Genomic DNA, 18,725 nt, shown 5'->3' with positions numbered 1-18,725 from the left:
GGTCCCTAGCCCTGCCCCTCGCCTCCGCCGACATCGGCGATATAGCGGCGCTTGGCCTCGGCCTGCAGGTGGAAGTCGCGGACCATGCCGTCGACCGCCGTTTCGTCGGAGACGTTGGCGTAGCGGAACTCGGCGTCGGCGTAGCGGTTGATCTCCTGGAGGACCATCTCCGGGGTGATCGGGTTCATCAGCTCGCCGATCATCTTGAGCTTTGTTTCGTAGTCCTGCTGCAGGAAGAGTACCGGCTCCGCCATCCATTCGTCGGGCAGCTCGACGTCCATGGCGCGGACCTTTATGGCATCGGTGATGTTCTTGACCGCGCGGCCGGTGAAGCGCTGGTCGACGTCCTGGATCGCCTTGAGGTAGCGGCCGAGCTTGGCGATGGTGTCGAGCGGCCCCTGGGCCTTGGCGACCGCCTCGAAGACCGCCTCCAGCTGGTCCTCCGCCGGCCGGCCGTGCTGCTCGTAGGAAGCCGCGACGGCGCGGCGGATCTCCTGGGCGGCGTAGAGCTCGTGCTTGCCGACGGCGATGTCGTGGTTCTTGCCGAGCAGCAGGTGGAGGATGTCGATGTAGTCCGCCTCGCTGCGCGGGCCGTCGACCAGGAAGCGGGCCCCGGCGCGCTGCCGGAGGGCGTCATCGACGTTCTCCGGGTAGTTGGAGAACATGCCGAAGCTGCAGTTGCCGCGGACCACGGTGTTGGCCCCGCTGAAGGACTCCATCAGCACCGCGGTGATCTCCTGCTGGCCCGAGGAGGACTGGCGGTCGCCGCGCCGGCCGGCGATCTGGTCGATGTCGTCGATGGTGCCGAAGCCGATGACGTGGGGATCCATGACGTTGCGGATGAAGGCTTTGGCGTTCTGGCCCGACTTGCCCTGGTAGGAATCGATCGACTCCGACGACAGGTTCTCGTAGCGGAAGGGATAGCCGGCCGCCTGGCAGTAGTCGTTCAGCAGGCCGCCGAGCATCTGGATCAGGGTGGTCTTGCCGGTGCCCGGCTTGCCGTCGCCCATGAAGGTGAAGATGAAACCGCCCAGCTCGACGAAGGGGTTGAGCTGGCGGGTGAAGTCGTAGGCCATCAGCATCTTCGCCAGCTTCATGCACTGGTGCTTGGCGATGTGGTTGCCGATCACCTCCTCCGGCTTCTTGAAGGTCATGACCAGCGGCGTCGAGGCGGCCCGGCGCGCCGGCGTGAAGCCGTCGATCTGGAAGTCGTCGGCCTCGACCCGGTAGGTCTTGGCGACGAAGGCCTCCAGGTGGCGGGCCCCACTGCTGCGCAGGGCGGCCTCGTCCATCAGCCGCTCGGCGTAGGCGGTGACCGCGGCGGCCAGCTCGGCGTCGGTCTCGGCGAAGCGGGCGAGCTTCTGGTCGAGCTCCCAGAGCGCGCCCTTGAGCGCGACGTTGATGTTGTCGAGCACGATCTCCTCGACCTCGCCGACCTCGATCTCCGGCCCTCCGGCCTCGCCGCCGTTGCGGACCAGGAAGCCCAGAAGGTTGGCGAAGGTGAAGAGGCCGATCAGCGCCGCGCTCGACAGCAGCTCGGCGAACTCCGCCTTCTGCGCCTCGGCCAGGCGGCCCTGGCTGTTGGCCTGCTTGAGCTGGTTGAGCGGGGTCAGCTCGCCGTAGAGCTCGACCACGGCCTCGGCGACCGCCAGCGCACGCCTGAGGCTACGCAGGACGTGGACCTGGGCTTCGCTCTGCAGCGGGTCCTCGGAGTCGATGCCCTGGATCCGGTTCAAGAGCGAGACCACGCCCGAGGGCGCGCCGGAGTTCGCCAGGCCCGGGGTGGTCGAGCGGAAGCCCCGGCGCCCGGGAATGCCGGGCGAGCGGCCGCGGCGCGCGGCGGGCGCCTCGCTGGCGCGGCCGATCCGCGGCGCATAGTCGAAGCCGGCCAGCAGCTGGTAGGTCTGCGGGTAGTGCTTGCGGATCTCCGCTTCCTTGATCTCCATCAGCGCGGTGGCGGTCATGCGCTCTCTGGTCCCCTCTTGTGAGTCACGGTCAGGCCCGGCGCAGGATCGTGCCGTCGGGCCCGACGACGTACTTGCGGACCGAGCGCAACTGCGGCAGGTCGCGCTCGACCAGGCGCTGATAGGGCCGGTAGGGCAGGATCATGCAGCGCTCGATGGCCGAGGCGCCGGCCTCGACCTCCTCGGGCGCCTGCGGGTCGATGTCGTAGATCTCGGTCCGGACCGAGCCGAAGAGCCCGGTCGAGGTCTTCTTCGAGCCCTTGGCGCGCAGGGTCTCGACGGTCCAGCAGAGCACCCAGTCCTGGCCCGGCTCGTCGTCGCTCTCGGCCAGGATGTCCTGCACGGTGTCGGAGTGCCGGGTCAGCCTGTTGGCGTACATCGGCCCGAGGTGGAAGCGCTTCAGCACCTTCGGGTGCATGTCCTGGAAGTCCTTATCGAAGCCGCGGGCGATGGTCAGCAGCTTGAGGCTGGACAGCGACTGCGCCAGCAGGTGCTCGGCCACGAGAGGCCAGCGCCGCTGGTCCTGGGTCAGGGAGCGCTCGCCGCTGTCCTCCAGCTGCATCAGGTAGACGTTGGGCAGGTTGCGCTGGGTGTCGTAGACCGCCCAGTGGCAGAGGTGGCCCCGGGTCTCCGGATCCCGGGTGCCCAAGGGCATGAGCTGCGGCGGGTTCTGGGCCAGGAAGAGCGGCACCTCGCTCAGCATCTCGTAGTAGACCCGCCGGCTCATGTCGAGCTGCAGGTCGCGCGGCAGGCTGCGATGCTGCAGCAGGTGGTCGACCATTTCGGCCTTGAGGGCAGCGCGCTGGGGCAACTCGGCCAAGCGCGACTGGGCCTCGCCGCGGTCGCCGGCCATCCGAACGATCTCCTGGAACTGCGGGAAGCCGCTGTCGGTGTGGTCGATGGTCAGGGGCCCGGGACGTCGGCCGCCGACCAGCCCTGTCATCAGGTACTTGATCGAAAGCGCAGTCAGGCTGCCGGACAGGCTGCGCAGGTAGCCCTCCAAGACCTCGGCCTCGATCTCGGCCAGCCCCTTCGACCTCCCGTCCAGCGACATCTCGCTGGCCAGGCCACGGATGTGGCGCGTGATCTCGCTGAACTTGCCGAAGTAGCCGCGGCAGGCGGCGCTGTCGCTTATTTCGAGACCAGAAGCGGGCACCTAGCAGCTCGTTCGCGGTTCTGAATCAGGCGACGGCAGGTGGCCAAGTGCCCGCCGAGATCTCTCGCCGAGAGATACGTCTCCAGCTGTCATTGCCGGGCTTGACCCGGCAATCCATGGTACCGGCGACTCGATGGATCCCCGGATCAAGTCCGGGGATGACGGCAGGAGAGGTGGCTTCGCTAGGGACACTATCGGCAACCCATACCGGCTTGTGTTCCGATGGCTGGCCCAGGCAAGGTCAAGACGGCTGGCCGTAGAGGTTCTTGTCGTGCTTCTCGACGACCCGGGCGAAGCGCCGGGCGAAGCGCTCGTCGGCCTTGGCCTTCTCCTCCAGGACCTTGCGGGCGAAGACGATGTTGTCCTCGTGGGCCTCCATCATGTCGGCGATGCGGGCCTGGGTCGCCGCGCCGATCGCCGCCATGGCCGCCTGGGCCTCCTTGTCGGTCTGGCTGCCGATCTCGTTGATCCGGTGCGCGACCTCCTGCTGCTGGGCGGTCTTGAGCGACTTGGTCAGGGCGTCGTAGAGCACCACACGCTGCTTGGTGTCGGTCTGCAGCTTGTTGATCAGGACCATCTGGGTCGCCGCCTGATTCTGCAGAGAATCGACCCAGGTCTTGCCCTTCTCGATGTACTTCTCGAGCGTCTGGGAGCGCGCCAGGGTGACCTGCTCGGCCTGGACCAGCTCGTTGTGGCGGGTGTTGAGGTTGGCCAGCTCGGTCTCGAGCTGGGTCCGCTCGGCCGGGTCGGTGGCCATGGAAATGCGGTTCTCCAGGTCGATGATCTTGGGGTCCAGGGCCTGCAGCTCCGCGCGCACGCTTTCCAGCTCGGCGACGGCCTGCTCGCGCTCCGCAAGGGTCTGCTCCAGGCGCGTCTCGACCTTGCCCTTCTGCTCGTTCAGGGTGGCGAGCTGCCGGTCCAAAATTGCGACGATGACGTCGGACTTGCCGATCAGGTCCTGCAGGTTGTCGTCGATGCTGGCGACCCGGATCCGCTCGGCCCTCAGGCTGTCCGCCTTGGCGCTGGAGAACCAGCCGACCATGGTCTCCCAGCCGGTCTTGTCGCGCATCGCCTCGAATTCCTTGGAGAATCCGGCCGTGACCTCGTCGAGGCCGATAATCAGCTCGGCGATGTTGGCGTTCATCGCCTCGTTGTGCGTCTCGACGTCCTGCAGGCTGGCGTTCTCGATATCGATAGGCAGGCTTTCCGCCTTGGCCACCTCGGCCTCCGCGAAGACCGAACTCACGGCCAGCGTCTTTTCCTGCGCGATCTTGATTTGTTCTTCGGCCTGGCGAACCGCGCTGTCGAAGTCCTGCATGGATCAAACCCGTCCTGTCGTCCGAAAGAAGAAGCCCACACAAGGAATATGGGCGAGTTTCGAAGTCATTTCACCAAGAATTGAAGTCTTGGTTAAGGCGGAAACAGAGTACGCGCCGGGCGTGGGAGCGGGTTTTCCCGGCCTGCAAGGGCGCTAGAATGCCCCCGACCCTGTGCAGAATGAAGACGGAACCGGGAGGCAGCGGACCGTGACCCAAGACCCGACGGCGGGCAGCAGGCCCTACGAGACCGACCTGGAGAAGAACCCGGCCAACTACACGCCGCTGTCGCCGCTGAGCTTCCTGCCGCGCACCGCTGCGGTCTTCCCCGAGCGCGCGGCCGTGGTCCACGGCGCCGAGACGCGGAGCTGGGCCGAGGCCTACGCGCGCTGCCGGCGCCTGGCCTCGGCGCTGGCCAAGCGCGGCATCGGCAAGGGCGACACCGTCGCGGTCATGGCGCCCAACACGCCGCCGATGTGGGAGGCGCACCACGGCGTGCCCATGGCCGGCGCGGTGCTGAACGCCCTCAACGTCCGCCTGGACGCCGCCGCCATCGCCTTCATCCTCGATCACGGCGAGGCTAAGGTCCTGATCACAGACACCGAGTTCGCACCGGTCATCGAAGCGGCCCTGGCCGAGCTCGACCGCGAGATCCTGGTGATCGACGTCGACGATCCCCAGGGACCCGGCGGCAAGCGCCTGGGCAGCCTGGACTACGAGGGCTTCCTGGCCGAGGGCGACCCGGACTTCGCCTGGTCCTTGCCCGGCGACGAGTGGGACGCGATCTCGCTCAACTACACCTCGGGCACCACCGGCAACCCCAAGGGCGTGGTCTACCACCACCGGGGCGCCTATCTGAACGCCCTGGGCAACGTCCTGACCTGGGGCATGGCGCCGCACCCGGTCTACCTCTGGACCCTGCCGATGTTCCACTGCAACGGCTGGTGCTTCCCCTGGACCATCACGGCGCTGGCCGGCACCCACGTCTGCCTGCGCCGGGTCGAGGCGGGGGCGATCTACCGGGCCTTCGCCGAGCAGGGCGTGACCCACCTCTGCGGCGCGCCCATCGTCATGCAGATGATCCTCGGCGCCACGGAAGAGCAGCGCGCCGGCTTCCCGCAGCGGGTCGAGATGATGACCGCCGCCGCGCCGCCACCGGCCTCGGTCCTGGCCGCCATGGAGCAGCAGGGCATCAAGGTGACCCACGTCTACGGCCTGACCGAGTCCTACGGCCCCGCGGTGGTCTGCGCCTGGCACGAGGCCTGGGACGGCCTGCCGGGCGAGGCGCAGGCTGCACTCAAGTCCCGCCAGGGCGTCAACTATCCGGTGCTGGAGGGCCTGATGGTCGCCGACGCCGAGACCCTGGCGCCGGTGCCGAAGGACGGCGAGACCCTGGGCGAGGTCTTCCTCCAGGGCAACATCGTCATGAAGGGCTACCTCAAGAACCCCGCGGCCAGCGCGGCCGCCTTCGCCGGCGGCTGGTTCCACAGCGGCGACCTCGGGGTCTGGCATCCCGACGGCTACGTCGAGCTCAAGGACCGCTCCAAGGACATCATCATCTCCGGCGGCGAGAACATCTCCTCGATCGAGATCGAGGGCGTGCTCTACAAGCACCCGGCGGTGGCGCTGGCCGCCGTGGTCGCCAAGCCGGACGAGAAGTGGGGCGAGACCCCCTACGCCTTCGTCGAGCTGAAGGAGGGCGCCGAGGCCACGGCTGAGGAGATCATCGCCTTCTGCCGCGACAACCTGGCCCACTTCAAGTGCCCCCGGACCGTGATCTTCGGCGAGCTCCCCAAGACCTCCACCGGCAAGATCCAGAAGTTCGTGCTCAGGGAGAAGGCGGGGTCGCAAACGGCTTAACCCTATGGAAAATGGGGCCTGCTAGGCTCCGGTCCATGCGGATTCCCAAGCCGGCCAAGAGCGTCGCCGCGGCGGCGGCCGTGGTGCTGACGGTCTACCTCGTCGGCGCGGCCCTGGCCGCCGCCGGCCTGACGCGGGACGGCGACTACGTCTCGCGGGACTTCTACAACGAGTTCCGCTTCCGGCTCTGGGGCCACACCATGTCCGCGACCCTGGCCTGCGAGACGCCGCCGCAGCTGCGGGTGGTGCGCCTGCGCGCGCGCCGCTGGGGCGAGGCCAAGGCCTATCTGAAGGCACGCTTTCCGGACTGCCGGGTCAAGCATTCCATGGATTTCGGCTAGGAACGCCTAGATGAGCGACCGCAGAGGCCGCAAGCGCCGAAAATCCCGCTCCCGGGGCCGCAAGGGCGGCCTCGGCACCGCCCTGCTCCTGCTGCTCGCCAGCGGCCTCTTCCTGGGCTTCGCGGTCAGCGTGACCGGGGTCCGCGACGGCCGCGACTACCTGCACCGGGGCCTGAGGACGGAGACCCTCTACATGGTCGTGGGCCATCGCTACGACGTCAGCCTGTCCTGTCGCAATGCGCCGCGGAAGCGGGCCAACACCCTGCGCGCCGACGATTCCGAGGAGGCCCTGGCCTTCCTGGCGCAGCGCTTCCCGGACTGCGAGGTCACCTGGATGAAGCGGATCTAGGCGATGAAGCGGATCCCGCTGCACAAGATGAAGCCGCGCCACTGGCTGCTGATGGCGCTGATCCTGGTCGGGGGCCTGGGCCTGGAGATCTACCTCAACGTCTCCGGCATCCTCGCCGGCCCGGCCTACATCCACCGCCCCATCGAGGCGGAGCTGGCTCACTACCTGGCCGGCGGTATCTACCGGGTGCAGCTCGCGTGCCGCGAACGGCGGAAACCGCGGGTCCACCGCCTGCGCGCCGACGACTACCTCGAGGCCACGGCCTTCCTGGCCGCGCGCCTGCCCGACTGCGAACTGCTGGAAGTCCGCCGGGTGCGCAGCCGCTTCGTCCTGCTGCACGGCCGTCCCTACAGACGCAGCCTGTCGCTCTTCTGATCGCAAGACCGCGGCGCCCCGCGGCCCCCGGCGACCGCCCCCGAAGCGAAAAAGGGCTTGAAGGTCACCGGCCGGCATCCCATTTCGGATTTTGTAAGTAATTACTCACTTACACTTCGGATCAGGGCGCGAGGACATGGGGGCCATGCCATGACGACCAGGATCAAGTTCGCGGGCGGCAGCGGAAGCGCCTTCTTCCGCGAGGTGAGGGCGAAGGTCGGGACGGTCCGATTGCGGTCTCCGATCCTTGTCCTTTCGGTCTTGCTTCTGACCTCTGCCTGTATCGGCGCAAGAGGCACTCCGGCCTATCACTGGTACTCCGTTCGTGCCGACTTCGAGGTCGAGGGCGAGGCCGTGTCTCTGGGCGGCGTCGTCGAGTGCGTGCGGAAGGGGCCGGATTTCTTCCCCTACAATTTCGGATCGGGGCCAGGCAATCTGTTCAACGTCAGAAATCGAGCCTTTGCCGCGAAGCTGGCCACGGGCGGCGTCCTGCTGATGTCACCGCTGACGGCCTGCTCGAGGTGGCAAGGTGGCTTGGACGACACTTTCCCCGAGGGTTACTATCCTCTCGTCTATTGGGTCGATGACCCCGACCGGCCGTCCCGGGCCGAAGTCTACTTCTCCGACACTTACTACGCCCAGAAAGATGCCCGGGTCAGGTTCAAAGGGTTTGAAGCGAAGCGTCTCGGCACCGGCGACTGGATCTGGTCAAGACCAGGGGAGTTCGAGTCCCAATCCTCCCTTCTCGCAGAAGTGCCCTGGCTACTCGAGCAAGAGCCGAAGGTGTTCCGCGGCTACGTGGTGACGAGCGCGGACGAGCGGCTCTGGGGTCAGATCGATGGGGCCAGGGAGAGCCTCGCAGAGTACCGGGCCCCGACGTTGATTGTCTGGGACTCGGACCTTTACGGCGAGGAGGACAGGCGACGGGCGCTGGAAGGCCTGCTGTGTTCGGGCATCAATCACTGCGTTGTTCGTGGCCGCAGTACGCCGTATTACGGCTGCCGAGTCATCGCCGAAGAGGTTCACGAGCTCTGCGGAGGTCTTTACCGAACCTATGGCACGATGCCAGTCGACGAAGTAGCGGGAGCGGTCTTTTCGAAGGAAGAGACCCTCCAAGGCTACACTGTTCTCGTGCCAGCCGAAAGCTTTTACCCCGGTCCTTCGAGCTACCGCTTCGAGATAAACGGCAGGGTTTTCGAGGGACCGCTCAAGAGTATCGGGCTCAGGCGCTGGCTCATGTATCTGCCGGCCTCTAAAGAGCTGTATCACATTCAAACCGTCAGACTCGTGGCCCGAGCGCTCTTGGACTAATCGACGAGTTCCGCTGAACTCTCGCTCAAAATCAATGAGGCTGGAGCGCGATTTCTTGAACTGTACCCACCGGGCGCGCTGCAACTCTGGCCGCGCCCGGCTTACGTTCGCGTCGCGAGGCCGAAGCCGCAGTTGCATCGGCATGAGCCTTGTTTACCAGGGGCGCCAAGCCGCCCTGAGTATCGTCTCCTAGACGCCAAGAAAGGGCTTGAAGAACTCCTGCCACGGGTCCATTTCTCAGATTGTAAGTGAGTATTCACTTACAATCTGGATCAGTGCCTTAAAGCATGGGGATCATACCATGACGATGAGGATCAAGTTCGCGGGCGGCAGCGGAACCGCCTTCTTTCGCGAGGTCCGGCAGCAGGTGCAGACCTACTTTCAGTGGACCGGCACCTCGCCCTACGCCGACCGGCGGCTCTGGGCCAAGGCCGCCATCATCGCCGGCGTCGGGGCGGCCGCCTACGGCGCCCTCCTGACCCTGCCGTTGCCGCCCTTGGCGCTGCTCGCGCTGGCCGTCGTCTTCGGGCTCTCCGGCCTGTTGCTCGGGATCAACGTCGCCCACGACGCGGCCCACGACGCGCTCACGCCCCATCCGCGGCTGAACCGGGCGATCCAGTTCGCGATCTTCTGCCTGATCGGGGTCGACGGCCGGCTCTGGCGGCTGCGCCACGTGAAGTCCCACCACGTCTTCCCCAACGTCGAGGGCTGCGACGCCGACATCGACCACAACGGCCTGATCCGCCTGACCCCGAACCATCCCCGGCGCTGGTTCCACGGCCTGCAGCACCTCTATGCGCCCCTGCTCTACCTCCTGGTCAACCTGCACTCGATCTTCGTGCAGGACTTCGTCTACCTGACCAAGGACCGCCTGGCCAACATGGTCGGCCTCAGCCCGACCCGCGCGGAAGCCCTGAAGTTTTTCGCCGCCAAGTCGATCTACTTCACTCTCACCCTGGGCCTGCCGCTGCTGCTGATCGAGCTGCCCTGGTGGCAGATCGTCATCGGCTACCTGGTCATGACCGGGATCGCCTCGCTGACCTTCGTGGTCCTGCTGATCGGCACCCACTTCGCCGAGGAGACCCACTTTCCCAAGGTCGCCGCGGACGGCCGCCTGGCCGGCGACTGGGCCGAGCACGCCATCGCCACGGCCCTCGACTGGTCGCCGCAGAGCCGGCTCGCCGCTGTTCTGGCCGGCGGCGTAAATTGCCACGTCGCCCACCACCTCTTCCCGAAGGTGAGCCACGTCCACTACCGGGACCTGGCACCGATCATCCGGGCGACGGCGCGCAAGCACGGCCTGGTCATCCGGGAGACCAGCTTCTTCGGGATGATCCGTTCGCACCTGCGCTTCCTGAAGCGCCTCGGGCGTGTCGAGGCGGCGGCCGCGGCGGCGTGAGCGCTGTTTACCCCGGGCGCCGCCTGCGCTACGTCCTGGGCGCGGTTGCAACCAGGCAGGCAGGCGGCGCAATGGACGCGGTGCTCGAGAGCTTCTTCACCGGGTTTCCCACCCTCCTTTCCCATTTCGCGATCACCACCGCGATGCTCGCCGTCGGGGTGGTGGTCTACGTCTGGATCACGCCGCACCGGGAATTCCGGCTGATCCGCGAGGGCAACGTCGCGGCGGCGGTCTCCCTCTCCGGCGCGATCCTAGGCATCGGCTTTCCCCTGGCGGTCTGCATGGCCAACAGCGTCAGCGAGTGGGACATCTTGATCTGGGGCGCCCTGACCCTGGTGATCCAGCTGGTCGCCTTCAAGGCCGCCGACCTGATCCTGCGGGACCTGCCGGCCCGCATCGAGGCCGGGGAGATCGGCCCCGCCCTGGTCCTGGTCGCGGTCAAGCTGGCGGTCGCCGGCATCAACGCCGCGGCGGTCTCGGGCTGAGCCCGGGCCATGGCCCGCCGCCTCGTCCTCCTGGTGACCTGTCTCGGCGTGGTCGCGCTCTTCCTTCGCTTCGCCGAGCAGAGCGGACCGCGCCGTCCGGCCCCGGCGGGCCCGCCGCCGGCGGTTGCCGAGGCCGAGCGGCGGCCGGAGCGGCCGAGCGCAGAGCCCCTGCCCGGCCCCTCGCGCCGCGATCCGGTCCTGAAGCTGAGCGATTCCGACCCCTGCGCCGAATCCTGCTCCGGCACCGCCTTCGCCATCGACGGCCAGGGCCACTGGCTGACCGCCCGCCACGTGGTCAGGGGCTGCGGCAAGGTGGCGCTGCAGACCGGGCCGCGGGAGGCGGTCCGGGTGCGGAAGATCGTGTCCCATCCCCGGGCCGACGTCGCGCTGCTCGAGACCGGGATGAACGCGCCGGCCCTGCCGCTGACCGCGGGGCCACTCTACAAGGGTCAGGACGGTTTCCACTTGGGCTACCCGAGGGGCGAGCCCGGCGACGTCTACGGTGAGCTCATGGGCCGGGTCAAGGTGCGCAGCCGGCGCTCGGTCGAGCCCGGCCTCCTCTGGGCCGAGATCGACCGGGCGCCGCGCAACGACCTGCCTCTGGGCGGGCTCTCGGGCGGTCCGGTCGTGACCGCGGAGGGCGCGGTGGTCGGGGTCGCCATCGCCGCCTCGCCGCGGCGCGGCCGGGTCACCTCGGCGGCGCCCCGCTCCCTGTCCGAGGTCATGGACCGGGCCGAGGTCACGGCCTCCGAGGTCACCCCCGTGGTCCCGGGCGAGGTCAAGGTCGCGCCCTCCAACTACGCCGGCTACGGCGACCACCTGCGCGAGAAGCTCAGCGTGGCCAAGGTCCTGTGCTGGAGCGAGCGTACAGAGAGGCGGCGCCGCCCGCCGCTGCGCTAGGCGGCTCGTCTGTCAGGCCGGGGGCTGACGGCCTAGGCCGTCAGGCGGGAGTGCCGAACTTGGCGATTTCGTCCTTGATCCGCAGCTTCTCGCGCTTAAGTTCGGCGAGATGCAGGTCGTCGGGATGAGGTCTTTGATTCTCCTCGTCGATCTCCTGCTCGAGGGCGGCATGCTTTGCGCGCAGGGCGCGGACGTGATCGTCCATGGACATCCGGTCACAACTCCCTTTGCAAGGTTTCACGAAAGCTTCATGGTAATCCCAGAAAAGCGTCTTTGCCAAGCGATGGCGCACCCCGACGGGGCGGAGCGGCAGGCAGTGTCATGAGCGGATCCCAGCGCCTTATCGTCGGCCTCAGCGGCGCCTCCGGCGTGATCTACGGCCTGCGCATGCTGGAGACCCTGCGGGACCTGCCGGTCGAGAGCCACCTGGTGATCAGCAAGGCGGCGGAGCTGACCCTGGCCTACGAGACCGACCGCAAGCTGGCCGATGTCCAGGCCCTGGCCGACGTCTGCCACCCGGTCGCCGACATCGGCGCGGCCATCGCCAGCGGCTCCTTCCGGACCCTCGGCATGGTGATCGCGCCCTGCTCCGTGAAATGCATGGCCGAGATCGCGACCGGGGTCACCACCACCCTGCTCACCCGCGCCGCCGACGTGGTCCTGAAGGAGCGGCGCCCGCTGGTCCTGATGGTGCGCGAGACGCCACTGCACAGCGGCCACCTGCGCAACCTGCTGGCGCTGTCCGAGATGGGCGCGGTGATCGCCCCGCCGGTGCCCGCCTTCTACACCAACCCGGAGCGGATCGAGGACATCGTCGACCAGTCGGTCGGGCGGGTCCTGGACCAATTCGGGCTGGACAGCGGCAAGGTCCGCCGCTGGGGCGAGCCCGAGGCCGACGGCGCCCGTCCGATCCGCGCCCTCAAGCGCGGCAAGCGGGGGTGAGGCCTCAGCCTTCATCCGGGGAATGACGCCTTTCTGACAATCTGACCTCCCGACCGCTGAGCGCGCGCGCCTCGATCCTGCACTTCCGGCATTGCCGCACCCTTAAGCTCAGGAAACTCTTCTACTTTGAGATAAAGACGACGCTAGGACTGCGCATCGCCGAGTCGGTGAAGGAGAGGTTGTGGGCCGGGTCGAACCGCCCTGCCGACCTCTGCCAAAGGCGTCTTACAGCAGCTTTGGCTCCTGGTTGCCCTCCGCCTCTTCCGGAAAGACCGCGTCGAGCAGCTTGCCGAGTTCGGCCAGGTCGGCGTCGCCGAGGTCGGCACCCTTGACCAGCAGATAGGTGGAGAGGTTGAGCGCGGCGACCTCGGCGCCGCGGGTCTCGCCGGGGGACAGGGGCACGGTCTCGATCAGGATGTCCTGCTCGACCCGCTCGGCATCCAGCTCCAGGTCCTTCAGCTTGTCGCGGAAGGCCTGGCGCCGGGCCGGGGCCATGTCCAGGCTGGTCTTGAGAAGCCGGCGCAGGCGGCGCAGAGGCGCCACCACCTGGCCCTGCCAGACTTCCGTCGCCGCCAGCGCCTCCCTGACCTGCTGCTCGCTCAGCTGGTGGCCCTTGGCGCCGGTCCAGCAGCAGAACAGCAGCAGGTTGACGTCGAGCTGCAGGCGGTCCTGCAGCGCCATGCAGGGCCCGGCGACGTTGCGGCGCTGGTAGACCTCCAGCGAGAAGTCCCAAAAGGGGTTGGCCGGCGCCGCGTCCATCTCTCTAGTCCCCCAAGGAGATCCCCAGGCCGCGCGCGGTCTGGACCAGCGCGCCTGCCGGCTCCACAGCCGCATAATGGGCCACCGCCTCCTCCAGGGGGACGTCGATCGCCTCGCGGTTCCGCCAGGCCACCATGCGGTCGAAGCGGCCCGCGGCGATCAGGTCCACGGCGTGAACCCCGAAGACCGAGGCCATCAGGCGGTCGCGCGCCGTCGGCGGGCCGCCGCGCTGCAGGTGGCCCAGGACGGTGACCCGGGTCTCGGCGCCGGTCGCCTCGCCGATGCGCTGGCCGATGTAGTGGCCGATGCCGCCGTAGGTCTGCTTGCCGCCGGCCTGCTGGGTGCGGACCGCCGTGCCCTCCTCAGTCTTGACCGCCTCGGCGACCACGACCAGGGCAAAGTTGCGGCCCTGGGCCTTGAGCTCCTCGATCTTGTTGGCGATCCGCTCGACCCGGTAGGGCAGTTCGGGGATCAGGATCACGTCGGCGCCGCCGGCAATGCCCGCGGTCAAGGCGATGTGGCCGGCATCGCGTCCCATGACCTCGAGCACCATGACCCGGGAATGGCTGGCCGCGGTCGGCTGCAGGTGGTCCAGCGCCTCGGTCGCGACGTGCACCGCGCTCCAGTGGCCGATCGAGATCTCCGTCGCTCCGACATCGTTGTCGATGGTCTTGGGAATTCCGACCAGGTTGATGCCGCCCTTGATGGCCAGACGGCGCAGGATGCTCAGGCTGCCGTCCCCGCCGATGCCGATCAGCGCGTCGAGCCGGAGCTGCCCCAGGCCTTCGAGGATGCTGTCGCTGAGATCGATCCGGCTGCCGTCGGGTTGCTCATAGTCGAAAGGGTCCCCCTTGTTCGTGGTGCCGAGCATCGTTCCGGCCCGGCGGAGGATCTCGCCGGTGAAGCGCGAGAGCTCCAGCGTCTCGGCGGCGACCGGGCGGGTCAGCAGGCCGTCGGTGCCGTTGTGGATGCCGACCACCTCCCAGCCGTAGCCCTGCACCGCGCGCTCGACCACCGCCCGGATCACCGCGTTGAGCCCGGCGCAATCGCCGCCGCTGGTCAGGAGCCCGATCCGCTTCACCGCTGCCATACCTCACCCTTAACCTTGCTGTGCGGCAGGCAGTCTCGGGCAAAGCCGCGGCCGGTTCAACCGCCACCCGAGGACTCCCCTCGGGCGCCGGAAAAGGCTAGACTTGGAGTCCCGGTCGGCCGTGCCGCCCAGGGGGGTGTTTTGGTACACGGCTAGCATGGAAGAGCGCGAGATCGAGTTGATCAGAGAGAGGCTGAGCCAGCTCAAGAGTGAGCACCGCGACCTCGACGACGTCATCGCCAGGATCTCGGAACAGGCGCCTTTCGACCAGATACAGGTCAAGCGTCTGAAGAAGCGGAAGCTCCTGCTCAAGGACCAGATCCTGCAGTTGGAGAGCCGGCTTCTGCCCGACATCATCGCCTGAGGCGGCGTCACCGCCGGCGGTGCGAGGACGGCGGTCAGTCCTCACCGCCACGGGTCTTCTTGTGCCGGTACATCGCGTGATCGGCGGCGGCCAGGGCATCGTCGACGCTCTCGCCGCCCGCGAAGCTGTAGCTGCCGAAGGAAATCTCGATGTCCAGCCGCCGGCCCTCCCATTCGAGCGGCCGGGCGAGGATTGCCTGGGCCAGGCGCTCGGCCTTGGCCCTGGCCGCCTCCTGATCGGACTGGGACAGGATCACGCCGAACTCGTCGCCGCCCAGCCGGCCGACCATGTCCGAGGCCCTGACGTTGCCGAGCAGGACCTCGGCGACGTGGCGCAACGCGGCGTCGCCGGCGCTGTGGCCGAGGTTGTCGTTGATCTCCTTCATGCCGTTGACGTCGAAGTAAAGCACGCTGCCCTGGGTGCCGTAGCGCTCGGCGAAGGCCATCAGGCGGCTAAGCTCACGCACGAAGGCGCGCCGGTTCGCGACCGGGACCAGGACGTCCTGGTCGGCCAGATCCTCGAGGTGCTGGATCCGCCGCTTGGCGAGCTCGAGCTCCTCGCGCAGGTGCGCCACGTCCGACAGCAGGCGGTCGATGGCCGTGCGCACCTTGGGCGTCAGCTCGGACTCAGGGATTCCGGCCAGGGTCGCGGTGTCCCGGGGCGCAGAGGGCGCCTCCAGGCCCTCGGCGGCCACTTTGGCCGCACGCTCCCTGCCGGCCGATACGCCGGACAGGCCTCGGGAAGACGAGCTATCGCGAACCCGCATAATCCACCAGATTCAGGTCGTTCCGGGCCAGACTATGGGCGGGCCGCTGCGGCTTGGCAAACGATAAACGGCCCGGCAATGCACCCTCCCCACGGGTGGCCGCCGGCCCGCTTGCCACCCTCCCGGCAATTCCCAATAATGCGCCCGGCGCTGCCGGATGGCGGGGCAGACAGGATGCGAGGGGTGGATGTCGAACGGCCAAGCGGCGGTTGGGATCATCATGGGCAGCCAGTCGGACTGGGCGACGCTGCGTCATGCGGCGGAGACCCTCGACGCCCTGGGCGTGGCCCGGGAGATCCGGATCGTCTCCGCCCACCGGACGCCCAAACGGATGGTCGACTATGCGACCACGGCCCGCGACCGCGGGCTCAAGGTCATCATCGCCGGCGCCGGCGGCGCCGCCCACCTGCCGGGCATGGTGGCCTCCCTCACGCCGCTGCCGGTCTTCGGAGTCCCGGTCGAGAGTCAGGCGCTGAAGGGTATGGACAGCCTGCTGTCCATCGTCCAGATGCCGGGCGGCATTCCGGTCGGCACCCTGGCGATCGGCAAGGCCGGGGCGATCAACGCCGCGCTGCTGGCCGCGGCCGTGATCGCGCTCTCGGACCCCGCGGTGGCCGAGGCGCTCGACGACTGGCGCTCCCGGCAGAGCGCGGGCGTCGCCGAGGCCCCTTCCGACGATGCCTGAGGACCCGAGCATGACCGAGCCTGCGCCCGCCCCTCTGGCCCCCGGCGCGACCCTGGGCATCCTGGGCGGCGGCCAGCTCGGCCGCATGACCGCCCTGGCGGCGGCGGCCCTGGGCTATCGCAGCCACATCTACTGCCCCGAGGCGGACTGCCCGGCCAGCCAGGTGACCCCGCTGTTCACCCGGGCCGCCTACGACGACGAGGCGGCGCTGGCCGCCTTCGCAAAGGCGGTCGACGTGGTCACCTTCGAATTCGAGAACATTCCGCTGCGGACCGTTGAGATCCTGGCCCGTTCGGTCGCCGTGCGGCCCGGCGCCGAGGTCCTTGCGATCTGCCAGGACCGGCTGCGCGAAAAGGACTTCTGCGGCAACCAGGGGATTGCGACGGCCCGCTACGCCGCCATCGACGGCCCCGAGGCGCTGGCCCGCCACCTGCGCGACTTCGGCACCCCGGCGGTGCTCAAGACCACCAGGCTGGGCTACGACGGCAAGGGCCAGGTGCGCCTGGAGGCGGAGAGCGATCCGGCCGCGGCCTGGGCCCAGATGGCCGGCGGCAATCCGGAGGCGCAGGGCATCCTGGAGGCCTTCGTCGACTTCAAGCTGGAGGTCTCGGTAATCGTCGCCCGCGGGCTGGACGGCGAGATGGCCGACTACCCGCCGGTCGAGAACCAGCACGAAAGCCACATCCTGCGCACCACCATCGCGCCGGCGCGGACCAACGCCCTGGTCGCCGAGCGGGCCGAGGCGACCGCCCGGCGACTCGCCGAGGCGCTCGACCTGGTCGGCCTGCTCGCCGTGGAGATGTTCGTCACCGAGGACGGCGAGGTCCTGGTCAACGAGCTGGCCCCGCGGCCGCACAATTCCGGCCACTGGACCCTGGACGCCTGCGTCACCTCGCAGTTCGAGCAGGTCGTCCGGGCGGTGATGGGCCTGCCGCTGGGGTCGAGCGAACACCACTCGGACGCCGTGATGCGCAACCTGCTGGGCGACGAGGCGCAAGCCTGGCGCGCGCAGTTGAGCGACCGGAACCAGAAGCTGCACCTCTACGGCAAGACCGAGGCCCGGCCCGGGCGCAAGATGGGCCACGTGACCCGGCTGTCGCCAACAACCAAAGACTGATCCTACGGCCTCAAGAGCAATAGGTGAAAGATAGCAGGAATGTCACATCCACTTATCAAACCGGCCCGCCGGCTTTGACTTGCGATACAAGGGATGCGACTTGGCGCTACTGGTTTCCAGGTTCATTGAAGCTCAGTTAGCGCTTTGAGACTGGCGCTTGGCTTCTGCCGGCATTCCGCTCGGGCCTGATCCGGCAGTACATTGCCATCTACCAAACTATGATCACGAGATTCTTCCGGTCCTGAGACCACGCTCACTCCGCAAAGGACCGTTGCTACATCTCTACAGACAACACAATACATCGCGAAGCAATTTACTCCGCAACCCTGAGCAGGATGTCGATCTCTTCCAACCTACGACCGATTTGCTCAAGCCTTCTATTTTCGATCTTTAGTATATTTTGATTTGTTTGATTCCGGATCCTTGTGTCAATATCGTCCTTCTCCTTCATTAATTTACCGCGCTCCGCATCAAGTGAAGCCTTTGTAACCCTGACCCTTTGGGACTCCTTGGTCAGCTCTACAATTGCCGGCAGGAATCCACAAGCTTGATGATATCGATCGACGTCATGGATTGCGCCTTCCAGGGAATAAGTTACCAGTGATTGGTTCCCCTGCTGATCAGCCTCTTCACGTTTTCGTCGAATTTCTGCAGCGATAGATGCGCGCTGTGCATTTATTTGGGTAGCCACCAGTGTAATTACCTGGTTCTGCAATATCTCGGCGTCCAGGATCGCGTCGGTACCTGTTGCGACGGCGCTAACGGCACCAAGGACACTTTTTGCCAGCTCTCCCGACACGACAGCAGCTGCGCTACCCGATAAAAGGGTAATTGACTTCAGCACGACCTTTCTGGCCGCGACCCTGGCATACATGTCGTCGACATATCGAGCACAGTTCACGTCGGAAAGGCGAAGCAGGAAGCTCTGCAGACGGTTCCGGTCGACACCATTTTGTGCTTTCGATGCCTTTGAGTAAGCTGACTCCGTATCCCCAACATTAAACTTGAAAGAGTCCAGATTGATAGGGTCTTTTACTTTTCCATCTTTGATCTGGGCTGAACCTTGCGTGACGTATGCATCTGCACGCATTAGCTTATTCGAGTTCACTAAACTGCATCCCGATACAATGACCGGAAGCAACATTCCAAGAGTTATTGTTGCCAAACGACTGGATTTTTGGCCTTCCAGTAAACTTATCAGGACGTAGCGTCCGAGTTTCCGATGAAGCCTTGCTTCTGTTTTGCCAGCGCCCCCGTCGACGCCGAAATCGCTTGCATCGCCATCTTTCTGAAGTTTCATCTTGCACCAATCAACCGGCAGCATTGGAAGAGGCCATGCTCTTGAATGACCCATTAGACGTGACAGATAAAAGGTGATAATTAGTTATGGTTAAGTGAAGGTTAATTCCCCAGCAGATTGGTGCTCCACTAGAGGCCTGTGGAACGAATGTGAATTCAGAACGCCCGGAAAGCTGCTGATTGCGGGAAGTCGCCTAAGAGCGCTTCTCGTCGACAAACCCTGCGACCCATACGTCAAAGATGGCGC

General features: G+C 66.8%; 20 protein-coding genes. 12 read left to right on the top strand and 8 right to left on the bottom strand.

Annotated elements, in window-relative coordinates:
- Positions 1–5: 5 nt before the first annotated feature.
- The 3 genes from QNJ30_03290 to QNJ30_03280 all read right to left on the bottom strand — a co-directional run bounded on the left by QNJ30_03290 (position 6) and on the right by QNJ30_03280 (position 4,438).
- Entirely contained in the window at positions 6–1,964 is a 1,959-nt protein-coding gene (locus QNJ30_03290; GenBank protein ID MDJ0942459.1) for an ATP-binding protein, read from the bottom strand.
- A 31-nt stretch (positions 1,965–1,995) separates the two neighbouring features.
- Complete coding sequence (locus tag QNJ30_03285; protein MDJ0942458.1) at positions 1,996–3,120, bottom strand: hypothetical protein; 1,125 nt, start codon at positions 3,118–3,120, stop codon at positions 1,996–1,998.
- 241 nt (positions 3,121–3,361) lie between these two features.
- Positions 3,362–4,438, bottom strand: a complete 1,077-nt coding sequence (locus QNJ30_03280) for a hypothetical protein (GenBank protein ID MDJ0942457.1) — start codon at positions 4,436–4,438, stop codon at positions 3,362–3,364.
- Positions 4,439–4,646: 208 nt separating this feature from the next.
- Between QNJ30_03280 and QNJ30_03275 the strand changes: the two genes are divergently transcribed.
- From QNJ30_03275 to QNJ30_03240, 8 genes are all read left to right on the top strand, one after another.
- Positions 4,647–6,296: an acyl-CoA synthetase gene (locus QNJ30_03275; protein ID MDJ0942456.1), complete on the top strand. Its 1,650-nt coding sequence runs from the start codon at positions 4,647–4,649 to the stop codon at positions 6,294–6,296.
- Positions 6,297–6,331: 35 nt separating this feature from the next.
- The gene (locus tag QNJ30_03270) at positions 6,332–6,637 is read left to right on the top strand and encodes a hypothetical protein (GenBank protein ID MDJ0942455.1); all 306 of its coding nucleotides are present in this window, start codon (positions 6,332–6,334) and stop codon (positions 6,635–6,637) included.
- A gap of 10 nt (positions 6,638–6,647) precedes the next feature.
- A complete protein-coding gene (locus QNJ30_03265) occupies positions 6,648–6,986 on the top strand; it encodes a hypothetical protein (protein ID MDJ0942454.1) in 339 nt (112 codons plus the stop codon).
- 3 nt (positions 6,987–6,989) lie between these two features.
- The gene (locus QNJ30_03260; protein ID MDJ0942453.1) at positions 6,990–7,361 is read left to right on the top strand and encodes a hypothetical protein; all 372 of its coding nucleotides are present in this window, start codon (positions 6,990–6,992) and stop codon (positions 7,359–7,361) included.
- Positions 7,362–7,511: 150 nt separating this feature from the next.
- Positions 7,512–8,672, top strand: a complete 1,161-nt coding sequence (locus QNJ30_03255) for a hypothetical protein (GenBank protein ID MDJ0942452.1) — start codon at positions 7,512–7,514, stop codon at positions 8,670–8,672.
- Positions 8,673–8,973: 301 nt separating this feature from the next.
- Positions 8,974–10,071, top strand: a complete 1,098-nt coding sequence (locus QNJ30_03250; protein ID MDJ0942451.1) for an acyl-CoA desaturase — start codon at positions 8,974–8,976, stop codon at positions 10,069–10,071.
- Positions 10,068–10,556, top strand: a complete 489-nt coding sequence (locus QNJ30_03245; GenBank protein ID MDJ0942450.1) for a DUF350 domain-containing protein — start codon at positions 10,068–10,070, stop codon at positions 10,554–10,556. The genes QNJ30_03250 and QNJ30_03245 overlap by 4 nt, the downstream gene beginning before the upstream one ends.
- Before the next feature lie 9 nt (positions 10,557–10,565).
- Complete coding sequence (locus QNJ30_03240) at positions 10,566–11,456, top strand: serine protease (protein MDJ0942449.1); 891 nt, start codon at positions 10,566–10,568, stop codon at positions 11,454–11,456.
- A 40-nt stretch (positions 11,457–11,496) separates the two neighbouring features.
- On the opposite strand, the gene QNJ30_03235 is transcribed toward QNJ30_03240, so the two are convergent.
- Positions 11,497–11,667: a DUF465 domain-containing protein gene (locus tag QNJ30_03235; protein MDJ0942448.1), complete on the bottom strand. Its 171-nt coding sequence runs from the start codon at positions 11,665–11,667 to the stop codon at positions 11,497–11,499.
- A gap of 110 nt (positions 11,668–11,777) precedes the next feature.
- Here QNJ30_03235 and QNJ30_03230 point away from each other — a divergent pair, with 110 nt between their 5' ends.
- Positions 11,778–12,398, top strand: coding sequence for a UbiX family flavin prenyltransferase (locus QNJ30_03230; protein ID MDJ0942447.1), 621 nt, complete (start codon positions 11,778–11,780; stop codon positions 12,396–12,398).
- A 225-nt stretch (positions 12,399–12,623) separates the two neighbouring features.
- On the opposite strand, the gene QNJ30_03225 is transcribed toward QNJ30_03230, so the two are convergent.
- Together QNJ30_03225 and QNJ30_03220 are read right to left on the bottom strand one after the other, a co-directional pair.
- Positions 12,624–13,157 (bottom strand): TIGR02444 family protein, encoded by a 534-nt coding sequence (locus QNJ30_03225; GenBank protein MDJ0942446.1) that lies wholly within the window; start codon positions 13,155–13,157, stop codon positions 12,624–12,626.
- A 4-nt stretch (positions 13,158–13,161) separates the two neighbouring features.
- Positions 13,162–14,247 (bottom strand): ATP-dependent 6-phosphofructokinase, encoded by a 1,086-nt coding sequence (locus QNJ30_03220; GenBank protein ID MDJ0942445.1) that lies wholly within the window; start codon positions 14,245–14,247, stop codon positions 13,162–13,164.
- Positions 14,248–14,404: 157 nt separating this feature from the next.
- Between QNJ30_03220 and QNJ30_03215 the strand changes: the two genes are divergently transcribed.
- Positions 14,405–14,611 carry a DUF465 domain-containing protein gene (locus tag QNJ30_03215; protein MDJ0942444.1) on the top strand — a complete coding sequence of 69 codons (207 nt, stop codon included), beginning with the start codon at positions 14,405–14,407 and terminating at the stop codon, positions 14,609–14,611.
- Between the two features lie 34 nt (positions 14,612–14,645).
- Here QNJ30_03215 and QNJ30_03210 read toward each other — a convergent pair whose 3' ends face one another.
- The gene (locus tag QNJ30_03210; protein ID MDJ0942443.1) at positions 14,646–15,305 is read right to left on the bottom strand and encodes a GGDEF domain-containing protein; all 660 of its coding nucleotides are present in this window, start codon (positions 15,303–15,305) and stop codon (positions 14,646–14,648) included.
- Positions 15,306–15,564: 259 nt separating this feature from the next.
- On the opposite strand from QNJ30_03210, the gene purE reads away from it, so the two are divergent.
- Positions 15,565–16,062, top strand: a complete 498-nt coding sequence (purE, locus tag QNJ30_03205; protein ID MDJ0942442.1) for a 5-(carboxyamino)imidazole ribonucleotide mutase — start codon at positions 15,565–15,567, stop codon at positions 16,060–16,062.
- Between the two features lie 10 nt (positions 16,063–16,072).
- Positions 16,073–17,179, top strand: a complete 1,107-nt coding sequence (locus QNJ30_03200; protein ID MDJ0942441.1) for a 5-(carboxyamino)imidazole ribonucleotide synthase — start codon at positions 16,073–16,075, stop codon at positions 17,177–17,179.
- Between the two features lie 313 nt (positions 17,180–17,492).
- Here QNJ30_03200 and QNJ30_03195 read toward each other — a convergent pair whose 3' ends face one another.
- On the bottom strand, positions 17,493–18,503 hold the full coding sequence (locus QNJ30_03195; GenBank protein ID MDJ0942440.1) for a hypothetical protein: 1,011 nt from the start codon (positions 18,501–18,503) through the stop codon (positions 17,493–17,495).
- Between the last annotated feature and the right edge of the window lie 222 nt (positions 18,504–18,725).

The organism is Kiloniellales bacterium, from assembly GCA_030066685.1.
GTDB lineage: Bacteria > Pseudomonadota > Alphaproteobacteria > Kiloniellales > JAKSBE01 > JAKSBE01.
This window is presented reverse-complemented; position numbering and strand designations above follow the sequence as displayed.

What these genes read in the sequence shown, in the direction of transcription:
- QNJ30_03290 (MDJ0942459.1), bottom strand. Translation starts at nt 1,964, where the DNA reads ATGACCGCCACCGCGCTGATGGAGATCAAGGAAGCGGAGATCCGCAAG.
- QNJ30_03280 (MDJ0942457.1), bottom strand. Translation starts at nt 4,438, where the DNA reads ATGCAGGACTTCGACAGCGCGGTTCGCCAGGCCGAAGAACAAATCAAG.
- QNJ30_03270 (MDJ0942455.1), top strand. Translation starts at nt 6,332, where the DNA reads ATGCGGATTCCCAAGCCGGCCAAGAGCGTCGCCGCGGCGGCGGCCGTG.
- QNJ30_03265 (MDJ0942454.1), top strand. Translation starts at nt 6,648, where the DNA reads ATGAGCGACCGCAGAGGCCGCAAGCGCCGAAAATCCCGCTCCCGGGGC.
- QNJ30_03260 (MDJ0942453.1), top strand. Translation starts at nt 6,990, where the DNA reads ATGAAGCGGATCCCGCTGCACAAGATGAAGCCGCGCCACTGGCTGCTG.
- QNJ30_03255 (MDJ0942452.1), top strand. Translation starts at nt 7,512, where the DNA reads ATGACGACCAGGATCAAGTTCGCGGGCGGCAGCGGAAGCGCCTTCTTC.
- QNJ30_03250 (MDJ0942451.1), top strand. Translation starts at nt 8,974, where the DNA reads ATGACGATGAGGATCAAGTTCGCGGGCGGCAGCGGAACCGCCTTCTTT.
- QNJ30_03240 (MDJ0942449.1), top strand. Translation starts at nt 10,566, where the DNA reads ATGGCCCGCCGCCTCGTCCTCCTGGTGACCTGTCTCGGCGTGGTCGCG.
- QNJ30_03235 (MDJ0942448.1), bottom strand. Translation starts at nt 11,667, where the DNA reads ATGTCCATGGACGATCACGTCCGCGCCCTGCGCGCAAAGCATGCCGCC.
- QNJ30_03230 (MDJ0942447.1), top strand. Translation starts at nt 11,778, where the DNA reads ATGAGCGGATCCCAGCGCCTTATCGTCGGCCTCAGCGGCGCCTCCGGC.
- QNJ30_03225 (MDJ0942446.1), bottom strand. Translation starts at nt 13,157, where the DNA reads ATGGACGCGGCGCCGGCCAACCCCTTTTGGGACTTCTCGCTGGAGGTC.
- QNJ30_03220 (MDJ0942445.1), bottom strand. Translation starts at nt 14,247, where the DNA reads ATGGCAGCGGTGAAGCGGATCGGGCTCCTGACCAGCGGCGGCGATTGC.
- QNJ30_03215 (MDJ0942444.1), top strand. Translation starts at nt 14,405, where the DNA reads ATGGAAGAGCGCGAGATCGAGTTGATCAGAGAGAGGCTGAGCCAGCTC.
- purE (MDJ0942442.1), top strand. Translation starts at nt 15,565, where the DNA reads ATGTCGAACGGCCAAGCGGCGGTTGGGATCATCATGGGCAGCCAGTCG.
- QNJ30_03200 (MDJ0942441.1), top strand. Translation starts at nt 16,073, where the DNA reads ATGACCGAGCCTGCGCCCGCCCCTCTGGCCCCCGGCGCGACCCTGGGC.
- QNJ30_03195 (MDJ0942440.1), bottom strand. Translation starts at nt 18,503, where the DNA reads ATGCTGCCGGTTGATTGGTGCAAGATGAAACTTCAGAAAGATGGCGAT.